This is a genomic window from Chryseobacterium cucumeris, assembly GCF_001593385.1.
Taxonomy (GTDB): domain Bacteria; phylum Bacteroidota; class Bacteroidia; order Flavobacteriales; family Weeksellaceae; genus Chryseobacterium; species Chryseobacterium cucumeris.
This window is the reverse complement of sequence record NZ_LUVZ01000043.1, coordinates 417,642-427,329: the sequence shown is the minus strand read 5'-3', so window position 1 is coordinate 427,329 and position 9,688 is coordinate 417,642. Positions and strand designations below refer to the sequence as shown.

The window sequence follows — 9,688 nt, the reverse complement described above, 5'->3', positions numbered from 1 at the left end:
CGAACACAGAAGTTAAGCCCACCAGCGCCGATGGTACTGCTAACGCGGGAGAGTAGGCCGCCGCCAGTTTTTATTTTATTTTTAAAAAACCTTTATCTTTACGATAAAGGTTTTTTTGTTATATACCTACACCTACACCAACAACACAACCCTCAAAACTAAAAACCAAACAGAGACATAAGCAATGAGCAATAGGTAATCAGTTAAGATGACCAATTGCTGTTATCTTCCTTCCTCCAGCTTCAAGCTTCCTGTTTCCTAGCCCTCTGTTTTTCTATTCTTTATCAAACGATGGGTTTTTATTCAATACTATTTATTCTTCCCAGGCTGTTACTCCAAAGGAGTCTAAATAAAGTATTCTTCATTAAAATGCTTCGACTCCGCTCAGCATGACAATGCTAATACTAAAGGCTAAAAAAAATGTAGATATTATCCTGTTATCTTACATCCTTTAAACCTCTAATAAATAAGTCTGGATTCCTGAGGAATGAAATAATTGGAATAAAGGTGCATCCTTACACTTGCAACTGTTAAGTTAATTTCAATAACTCGTAACCCTAATTTCTTGACACTGATTACTTATCCATTATCATTGTTCATTCACTAATCACATTTTAGTCCATTCATCACTGAACTAAGACATTATCGTCGTATAAGGATCCAAGAGCCTAAAAGTATGAAGATTGTGAGATATGGCAACTTAGACCCTTAATACGACAAGAACCTCTAGTGAAGGGGGAATTTATTTCTTATCCCGCCAAATACGACCTTGTATATCACTTTCACTGGTCCCAAATTCAGGATCTTGCTTCATCTGGTCAAGTGCATTCTTCTGATTTTGATAATTCAGATTATCTTTTGAAGGGGTAGCTATTCTTCTTAGCATTATCAAAAAAACTCCAGCTTCACTAAATGGATTTTCCAGCTTAAGAACAGTTGATACAACTTCATCGATTTCCTTATTCTTTGCTGAATCTTTCTGTATTTTTTGAGCGTTTATTTGATTTGTACTGAGTAGAAAAACAAAAATCACTGGCGGCCACGGGTAACCCTTTACTTAATTGTTTCATTTTGTTCATCATTTGCTTACTCCTGCAATATTAAAAAAAAATATGATACTTTATGATAAATAATACATGTAAAGTGTTGATTTACAATTGTTAATAGATTTGTTTTGTCGTTTAATCCGAATTTTAGCGTATAATATTCTGTTAATGGTAATATTGAAAAGATAAAATATTGATTATAGGTTATCGTTCATGAATTTTATTTTTTTACTATTTTTTATTTGAGATATGCTTTTTTATCTGGTAAATCTATGGTTGTAACATCTCTTTATTAACAATTTATATTATCCATAACAAATCACTTCCAATGTGACAATTTTTTTCTTGATACTTAACCAAGCATAATCCATAACATCACCATTAAGTAATCTGCAATAGCTACTAAGTAATGATTAATTATTAAAATTTTTATTTAAATTTCACTATGTATAGAATAAATAGTATTTTAGAGAAGCGTTATCCGAAAAGCTTAAATAGAGTAGGACACAATTAAAACTAAAATAACTATGAAAAATCTAATGAAGATTTCAAGAGAGAGTTTAAAATCATTACAAGGAAGTGGAGGACCTACATGTCCTGATGATCCTGCATTTGGAATGTGCTATCCTCCAGGCTGGCCAAATGGAATTTGTATGACTAAGTATCAATGCTGTATGAAACTTGGTGGGCCCATTGAATTTTGTAAAGAAGAATATGGTAAGTAAAATACTTCCCATTTTAAAAGTATAAATAAAGAAGGGCTATCTCAAAATCCTGAGATAGCCCTTTTGTATTATAAATTGTTATCAGACTTGTATTACACCTAAGTTGAATTTCTCAGTGATAGGGGCATGATTAGCTGCTTCAATTCCCATAGAAATCCATTTTCTGGTATCTGCAGGATTGATAATGGCATCTGTCCATAATCTTGCAGCTGCGTAAGTAGATTCTGTTTGTTTCTGATATTTCTTAGAAATGGTATTCAGAATTTCATTGTGTTCTTCTTCCGAAATTTCTTTTCCTTGTTTTTTCAATGTTGATTCCTGAATCTGAGCCAGTACTTTTGCAGCTTGTGCTCCTCCCATTACCGCTAAGTCAGCCCAAGGCCATGCAACAATTAATCTTGGATCATAAGCTTTTCCACACATTGCATAATTACCCGCCCCATAAGAGTTACCCGTAATAATCGTGAACTTAGGAACAACAGAATTGGAAACTGCATTTACCATTTTAGCTCCGTCTTTGATAATTCCTCCATGTTCTGATTTGGAGCCTACCATAAATCCTGTAACATCCTGTAAGAAAATTAAAGGTATCTTTCTTTGATTACAATTAGCAATAAATCGGGTCGCTTTATCAGCAGAATCAGAGTAGATTACTCCTCCAAACTGCATTTCTCCTTTCCCACTTTTAACGAGCTTTCGCTGATTGGCTACAATTCCTACAGACCAGCCATCAACTCTTGCCGTTGCACAGATAATACTTTTACCATAGTCTGGTTTATATTCTTCATATTCGGAGTTATCCACAATACACTTGATAATTTCATAAGTATCATATTGTTCAGCTCTTGAAACCGGCATAATTCCGAAAATATTTTCCGGGTTTTCTTTTGGTGGAAAGCTTTCTATTCTGTCAAAGCCTGCTTTTTCACTACTTCCAATAGATTTCATGATATTTTTGATTCTATTCAAAGCATCTTTATCATCTTTCGCTTTATAATCTGTTACTCCTGAAATAGAGCAATGAGTGGTAGCTCCACCTAATGTTTCGTTATCAATACTTTCTCCGATAGCTGCTTTTACAAGATAGCTTCCGGCAAGGAAAATAGAACCTGTTTTATCCACAATCATCGCCTCGTCACTCATAATGGGAAGATAAGCTCCTCCAGCTACACAACTCCCCATAACGGCAGAGATCTGGATGATTCCCATAGAACTCATTTTAGCATTATTTCTGAAAATTCGTCCAAAATGTTCTTTATCCGGGAAGATCTCATCCTGCATAGGAAGGTAAACACCTGCAGAGTCTACCAGATAAATAATAGGAAGTTTGTTTTCCATAGCAATTTCCTGAGCTCTCAGGTTTTTCTTTCCTGTGATAGGAAACCATGCACCAGCTTTTACAGAGGCATCATTAGCAACTATAATACACTGTCTTCCGGAAACGTAGCCAATAACTACTACAACACCTCCACTAGGACATCCTCCATGCTCCTGATACATCTCGTATCCTGCAAATGCTCCTACTTCTATGGAATCTGAATTTTTATCGAGAAGATAATCTATTCTTTCTCTTGCTGTCATTTTTCCTTCATCACGAAGCTTTTGAAGCCTCTTCTCACCACCGCCTTTTTTAATTTCAGTGAGTAAGCGATTAATTTCAGATAATTTTAATCTGTTCTGATCTTCTCGTTTATTGAATTCGATGTCCATAAAATTTTCAATTTTTTACGCTTAAAGATACTATTTTTATGAGGAATACGAATTGGAAGTAAAACAGATGTTTAATTATTTGGTTTTTAGTAATTTGTGAAATTTTTAACTAAAAAATATTTTCAAATAATTTATATTTTTTCTAACTTTACATAAGAGTAATGGAGGGTGATAACCTCTGAAAATTACTCTGTTCCTAGTTTATTTTTTTAATAGTTTATTATTTGAAGGCCCTGAAAGTTTAATAAATTTTCAGGGTTTTTTTATGGTTTAACCTTTATTTTAAATTTTGTTAACTTTTTTTAGATTAAAGCCGTCTTTTTATCAATATTTGGGTTTGTGATTTGTAAATTTGCAGGGTTAAAATAAAAAGAGGATAGGTTATGCATAAATTGGCACTTTTCAGATTGCATTTAATAGTTTTTTTATGGGGGTTCACTGCAATTCTGGGAAAATTGATTCAGGCCAATGCACAGATTCTGGTTTTTTACAGAATGTTGTTTGCCTCTATTTTTTTGTATGTATTTATCAGGATTTTTAAAAAGGAGAGCATAAAGGTTTCCAGAAAAATATTTTTTCAGCTGGCAGCAATAGGTTTTGCCATGGCACTCCATTGGTATTGCTTTTTTTATTCTATTAAAGTTTCCAATGTTTCTATTGCGCTAAGTTGTCTTTCGTTATCTACTCTTTTTGCCTCAATTCTGGAGCCTATTATTTTCAAAAGGAAAATTGATGTATCCGAAGTGATCATGGGAACTGTTATTGTGGCCTGTATACTATTGATCTTTAAAACAGAATTTCATTTTAAAGAAGGTATTATTTATGGAATTCTGTGTGCCATATTCGGAACTGTTTTTTCTGTTTTTAATGGTAAAATGTTTGGGAAAACAAGTTCGGGGAACATTATTTTTTATGAAATCTTCTGTGGTTGGTTTATTTTAATGTTAATTTATTTGTTTTCAGGGCAAATTTTTCAAATGAATGAAATAAACTACAGGGATCTGGCGTTAATATGCTTGTTAGCCAGTGTTTTCACTGCTTTTCCAATGCTGGAATCGGTGAATTTAATGAAATATATATCACCTTTTACTTTAATTTTAACAGTTAATTTAGAACCTGTTTACGGAATTATACTAGCTTTTTTTATCTTTGGGGAATCAGAACATATGAGCCCTATATTTTATGTCGCTTCGGGTGTTATGATACTGGCAATCATTGCAAATGGATTAATAAAAGCCAGAAAAACTAAAAACTTAAACTAAGCATCAAATTTATATGATGAAAAAATATTTTTTACTTGCATTTTCACTGCTGTTTGGGCTTTCTCAATCTCAGATTATCAGGAAATATTCCAATGAATTCTTAAATATCGGTGCCGGAGCAAGAGGACTTGCTATGGGAGGAGCAGTAATTACCAACCAGGATGACGTATATTCCCCAATGTGGAACCCTGCAGGTCTAATGTCTGTTGAAAGAGATTGGCAAGGGGCAGCAATGCACGCAGAATACTTTGAATCCATCGCAAAATATGACTATCTGGCCTATGCAAAAGTACTTGAAGAAGGTGTTTTTGGCGTTTCGGTAGTAAGGCTTGGAGTAGACAATATTTTAAATACTACCCAAATGATCGATTCTGAAGGGAATATCGATTATGATAAAATTACCAAGTTTTCCCAATCCGATTATGCTGCTATTCTTTCTTACGCTTTCAGACCTGGAGGAAATCCAAAATTAGATGTGGGGGTGAATGCTAAAATTGTTTATAGAAATGTAGGTAAATTTGCAAATGGTTATGGTTTTGGTTTCGATGTGGGAGCAATTTATAAGGCAGATAACGGATGGAAATTCGGAGGAATGGTGAGAGATATTACGACTACGGTAAACTTCTGGACGATTAATCAGAAAGAACTTTCTACTGTTGTAAACGGGGAAGAATTTAACCCAGCTCCTAAGGATAAACTTGAACTTACAATGCCTAAGCTGAATGTAGGTGCCAGCAAATTATTCGAAATCAATAGCAGTGTGTATGTATTACCGGAAGCAGGTATTAATGTTGATTTTGCTAAAACAGCATCATTAATTTCAACAGATTTTGCCAGTATCAGTCCGTATGCGGGAGCTGAACTGGGATATCAGAAAATGATTTTTGTGAGATTGGGGATCAACAGATTCCAGTCTATTACAGATATAGAAGACCTTAAGAGAAAAGTTTCTTTCCAGCCGAGTGCAGGTCTTGGGATCAGATATAGAGGCCTTACACTGGATTATGCAATTACGAATTCAGGGATTGGCGGATCTAATTTCTATTCCAATTTCTTCTCATTAAAACTGGATATGGGAGCATTTAGAAACGATTAAAATTATAAAAATGAAAAAGTTATCAATATTGGCTATGGCTGTTTGTTCAACAATAGCTTTCGCACAAAAGGTTTCAGATTATAAATATGTTGCAGTTCCCGAAAAATTTCAGACTTTCAACGGAGATTACGGATTAAAAAACTCTTTTGTTAAAGCTCTGACAGAAAGAAAATATATAATTCTTCCTATCATTAAAGATAACTGGCCATCTGAAGCTAAAACCAATTATTGTAATGTGGTTATGGCAGATGTTCTCAATGATAAAAGTATATTTAAAAATAAACTGATATTACAATTTAAAGATTGTAATAACAATTTGATACTTGAATCTAAAGGGAGTTCAAATATTAAAGAATTTGAAGAAGGACTTGATGAAGCATTGAAGCAGGCTTTGATAAAAGTACCGGCTTCCAATCCCGTTGCGTTATTACCTGCATCTAATAATAGTACTCAGCATACATCTCCTGACTCTGTGGCATCTGTAGTCTCTACAACAACTCCGGAGGCGAGTAATTATTCGAACGGGAAACTGGATCTTCAGAAGATACAGATTGATCCTAGCCAGTTTATTTTAGCCAAGTCTGGTAGCTCTGTACCTTTTGCTGTTTTCAAAGCAACTTCAAAGAACTCTGTCTTCCTTGTAAAAATGTCTGATGGAAATACTACCATCGGATATTTTGAAAACGGAAATATTGTGATAGATATTCCACAGACGGATGGAAGATACTCCAAAGAAGTTTTTACAGCAAAGTAATTAATAAAATATAAGTACAAAAGGCTCTTGAAAAAGAGCCTTTTGTAATATATATGTTGATGTGTTTTTTACTTTTTTTAATACTATCTTATAAATGTGGAAGGTAATCTAATCATACATAATGTAAAAAGATGGTGGAAGTATTTATAAAAATGAGTAAAATTTCATAACATTATTGTTATTAGTTGATAACTCTAATTTATGAAAAAAATACATATAATAGTATTTTTTAGTAAAATATTTATTTATTCGTGTATTTTGTTGTAGTGTTTATTTTGTATTAAAAGGAATTTTGGTTTTTGTCTCATTTTGATAAAATGATGATTCTGATGAAATTTTACCAATAAACGACCTTTTATTTATGGAAACTTAACCACTGTGCGATGTCAGAACATTAATTGGCATTAAAAAATTCCCAAATTACCTTGGCTTTACTCTTACCCAGAATTTCTTCCAGGGTTTCCAGATTAGCTTCTTTGATACGTTTTACAGACTTCAGTTTAGACAAAAGCAATTCGATTGTTTTTTCTCCAACTCCAGAAATTTCTTCCAGTTCGGATTTTATAGTAGAATTTTTTCTTCTTGTTCTGTGATGTTTTACCCCAAATCGGTGGGCCTCATCACGGACACGCTGAAGGATTTTCAACGTTTCAGATTTTTTATCAAGATATAAAGGAATAGGATCTTCCGGGAAAAATATTTCTTCCAGTCTCTTGGCGATCCCTACAATGGTAATTTTTCCATAAAGTCCTAATAACCTCAGGCTTTTAACAGCAGAAGAAAGTTGTCCTTTTCCACCATCAATCAGAATTAATTGAGGAAGGCTTTCTCCTTCATCAAGCATTCTTTTGTAACGGCGGTAGATGACCTCTTCCATCGTTGCAAAGTCGTTTGGCCCTTCTACCGTTTTAGGATGAAAAATTCGGTAATCTGCTTTACTCGGTTTTCCATCTTTGAAAACAACACATGCAGACACAGGATTCGTTCCCTGAATGTTGGAGTTATCAAAACCTTCAATATGTCTTGGTTCTACAGGCATTCTCAGCAGTTTCTGCATTTCGGCCATAATTCTGTTGGTATGCCTTTCAGGATCTACAATCTGAACCTGCTTCAGCTTTTCCAGACGGTATTCTTTAGCATTCTTTTCAGAAAGCTCTACAATTCTTTTTTTATCTCCTACCTTGGGAACAATCAGTTTTACATTTGGGATTTCTACAGACAAATGAAACGGTAAAAGAACTTCCTTAGAATCTGAAGAAAACTTTTGACGGATCTCTATCAAAGCTTCTTCCATAATATCTTCATCAGTTTCTTCAAGAATCTTTTTAATCTCAGTAGTAAAACTCTGGATAATATTTCCGTTTCTTATCTTAAAGAAATTGACATAAGCAGCGGTCTCATCACTGGTCATTCCGAAAACATCTACATCATCAATATTAGGATTTACGACTGTGTTTTTAGCCTGATAATCTTCAAGAATATCCAGTCTTTCCTTAATGATCTGAGCTTCTTCAAACTTCAGGTTGGAAGCAAGCTTCATCATCTGATTCACCAGATAATCTTTTGCTTTACGGAAATCTCCTTTGATAATTCCGCGGATAGCATCTATTTTTTCGTCATAATCTTCCTTGCTTTCAAGATCTTCACATGGCCCTTCGCAGTTTTTGATATGGTATTCCAGGCAGACTTTATATTTGCCTTCCGCAATTTTGGAGGGAGAAAGATTAAGATTACAGGTTCTAAGCTTATAAATGTGTTTTATAGTATCCAACAATATCTTTGCAGGACGTACTTTGGCATACGGACCGTAATATTCAGATCCGTCTTTAATCATATTTCTGGTCAGAAAAATTCTTGGAAAATCTTCATTTTTGATGCAGATCCAGGGATAAGTCTTATCATCCTTCAGCATAACATTATAAAACGGCTGGTACTCTTTAATCAGATTATTTTCCAATAAAAGTGCATCATACTCACTGTTTACAATCGTCGTTTCCAGTCGCTGGATTTTGCTGACCATTATTTTGATCCTGTATCCTGAAAGGTTTTTGTTGAAATAGGAGAGTACCCTCTTTTTCAGATTTTTAGCTTTTCCCACATACAAAAGCTGTTCGTTTTTATCATAATAACGATAAACGCCGGGTTCGGATGGTAAGGTTTTGAGCTGTAGTTCTAAAGAAGGATTCATATAACAAAATTAAGGAAACTTTCGCTATCTAAAAAAGAAAAACCTGCAGATGGTTCTACAGGTTTTATTTTAGGGTTCAAAATATTTTATCCGTTGGTCATTGCAGTATATTCACTTACAAGAAAGCTGAAATAATCCCATTCCACAGAGTTCTTAGGATATTTTTTCATGAAATCCTGATTATCTCCAAAAAGAAAATCATAATTGTCTTCAAAATCATCTTTATGCAGCCACATTACCTTGTTGCCCTTTTTTACATAGTAAGATTTGATAACACCGCCTCCAAGCTGTGGAGATCCCATTACAGAAAAACCTGTTGTTTCTTTAGCCCTGGGATCGTGGTATACTGAAATAATATCATCAAAACCTGGATTGATAACCTGCATCAGAAATTCCTTATCATCTTTTTTGTTCTTTAGGGACACAGTCTGATTTATAAAATAAATTCTGTCATTATTGGTGTTTTTCGTCAACTTCTTAGTTCCGAAGTTTCTGATATTCCCCATGTATTTTGCCACTTTTGCAATCTTCTCTGCATTACTCGGATACACATACATCTCATTGATCTGATCAGCATTGAAAGTAGTATTCTTTTTGGTGATACTGTCTTTGATAGCAACTTCATAGATCTGTCCTTTTTTTGTTTCAATCTTATTACAGAAACCTTTGTAGGTCGTTCCGTCTTTTAAGATAATGGTAGATGTTTTCTTAGGTGATGGCGTATTAAAACCTTCATTAAAAAGGTAAGTTTCCATTTTTTTGATATCCTCTTTAGAATATTTTACTTTCTGCGCGAAAGCTGTCGTGCTTGCTACACATACAGCAAGGAGTAGAGTTTTCAGTCTCATGTATTATTGTTTTTAATTTTCGGGGCTAAAAGTAGTAAATTATTTCGCTTGTTTTATAA

The 9,688-nt window shown here is 34.0% G+C and carries 8 protein-coding genes; 4 read left to right on the top strand and 4 right to left on the bottom strand.

Going from position 1 to position 9,688, the window contains the following annotated elements:
* Positions 1-742: 742 nt before the first annotated feature.
* Entirely contained in the window at positions 743-1,033 is a 291-nt protein-coding gene (locus A1704_RS19270; RefSeq protein ID WP_062675642.1) for a hypothetical protein, read from the bottom strand.
* A gap of 540 nt (positions 1,034-1,573) precedes the next feature.
* On the opposite strand from A1704_RS19270, the gene A1704_RS19265 reads away from it, so the two are divergent.
* Positions 1,574-1,771, top strand: coding sequence for a hypothetical protein (locus A1704_RS19265; RefSeq protein ID WP_062675641.1), 198 nt, complete (start codon positions 1,574-1,576; stop codon positions 1,769-1,771).
* Positions 1,772-1,852: 81 nt separating this feature from the next.
* Here A1704_RS19265 and A1704_RS19260 read toward each other — a convergent pair whose 3' ends face one another.
* Positions 1,853-3,481 (bottom strand): acyl-CoA carboxylase subunit beta, encoded by a 1,629-nt coding sequence (locus A1704_RS19260; protein WP_062675640.1) that lies wholly within the window; start codon positions 3,479-3,481, stop codon positions 1,853-1,855.
* Between the two features lie 383 nt (positions 3,482-3,864).
* On the opposite strand from A1704_RS19260, the gene A1704_RS19255 reads away from it, so the two are divergent.
* Genes A1704_RS19255 through A1704_RS19245 form a run of 3 tightly spaced genes read left to right on the top strand, consistent with a single transcriptional unit; the run spans position 3,865 to position 6,593 of the window.
* Entirely contained in the window at positions 3,865-4,743 is an 879-nt protein-coding gene (locus A1704_RS19255; protein ID WP_062675639.1) for a DMT family transporter, read from the top strand.
* Positions 4,744-4,756: 13 nt separating this feature from the next.
* The gene (locus A1704_RS19250; protein WP_034693290.1) at positions 4,757-5,839 is read left to right on the top strand and encodes a putative type IX sorting system protein PorV2; all 1,083 of its coding nucleotides are present in this window, start codon (positions 4,757-4,759) and stop codon (positions 5,837-5,839) included.
* Between the two features lie 10 nt (positions 5,840-5,849).
* On the top strand, positions 5,850-6,593 hold the full coding sequence (locus A1704_RS19245; RefSeq protein ID WP_062675638.1) for a hypothetical protein: 744 nt from the start codon (positions 5,850-5,852) through the stop codon (positions 6,591-6,593).
* 394 nt (positions 6,594-6,987) lie between these two features.
* Here the strand turns inward: A1704_RS19245 and uvrC are convergent, their stop codons facing one another.
* Together uvrC and A1704_RS19235 are read right to left on the bottom strand one after the other, a co-directional pair.
* Complete coding sequence (gene uvrC, locus A1704_RS19240) at positions 6,988-8,781, bottom strand: excinuclease ABC subunit UvrC (RefSeq protein WP_062675637.1); 1,794 nt, start codon at positions 8,779-8,781, stop codon at positions 6,988-6,990.
* A gap of 86 nt (positions 8,782-8,867) precedes the next feature.
* The gene (locus A1704_RS19235; protein ID WP_117753117.1) at positions 8,868-9,629 is read right to left on the bottom strand and encodes a hypothetical protein; all 762 of its coding nucleotides are present in this window, start codon (positions 9,627-9,629) and stop codon (positions 8,868-8,870) included.
* Between the last annotated feature and the right edge of the window lie 59 nt (positions 9,630-9,688).

What these genes read in the sequence shown, in the direction of transcription:
- A1704_RS19235 (WP_117753117.1), bottom strand. Translation starts at nt 9,629, where the DNA reads ATGAGACTGAAAACTCTACTCCTTGCTGTATGTGTAGCAAGCACGACA.
- uvrC (WP_062675637.1), bottom strand. Translation starts at nt 8,781, where the DNA reads ATGAATCCTTCTTTAGAACTACAGCTCAAAACCTTACCATCCGAACCC.
- A1704_RS19260 (WP_062675640.1), bottom strand. Translation starts at nt 3,481, where the DNA reads ATGGACATCGAATTCAATAAACGAGAAGATCAGAACAGATTAAAATTA.
- A1704_RS19245 (WP_062675638.1), top strand. Translation starts at nt 5,850, where the DNA reads ATGAAAAAGTTATCAATATTGGCTATGGCTGTTTGTTCAACAATAGCT.
- A1704_RS19265 (WP_062675641.1), top strand. Translation starts at nt 1,574, where the DNA reads ATGAAAAATCTAATGAAGATTTCAAGAGAGAGTTTAAAATCATTACAA.
- A1704_RS19250 (WP_034693290.1), top strand. Translation starts at nt 4,757, where the DNA reads ATGATGAAAAAATATTTTTTACTTGCATTTTCACTGCTGTTTGGGCTT.
- A1704_RS19255 (WP_062675639.1), top strand. Translation starts at nt 3,865, where the DNA reads ATGCATAAATTGGCACTTTTCAGATTGCATTTAATAGTTTTTTTATGG.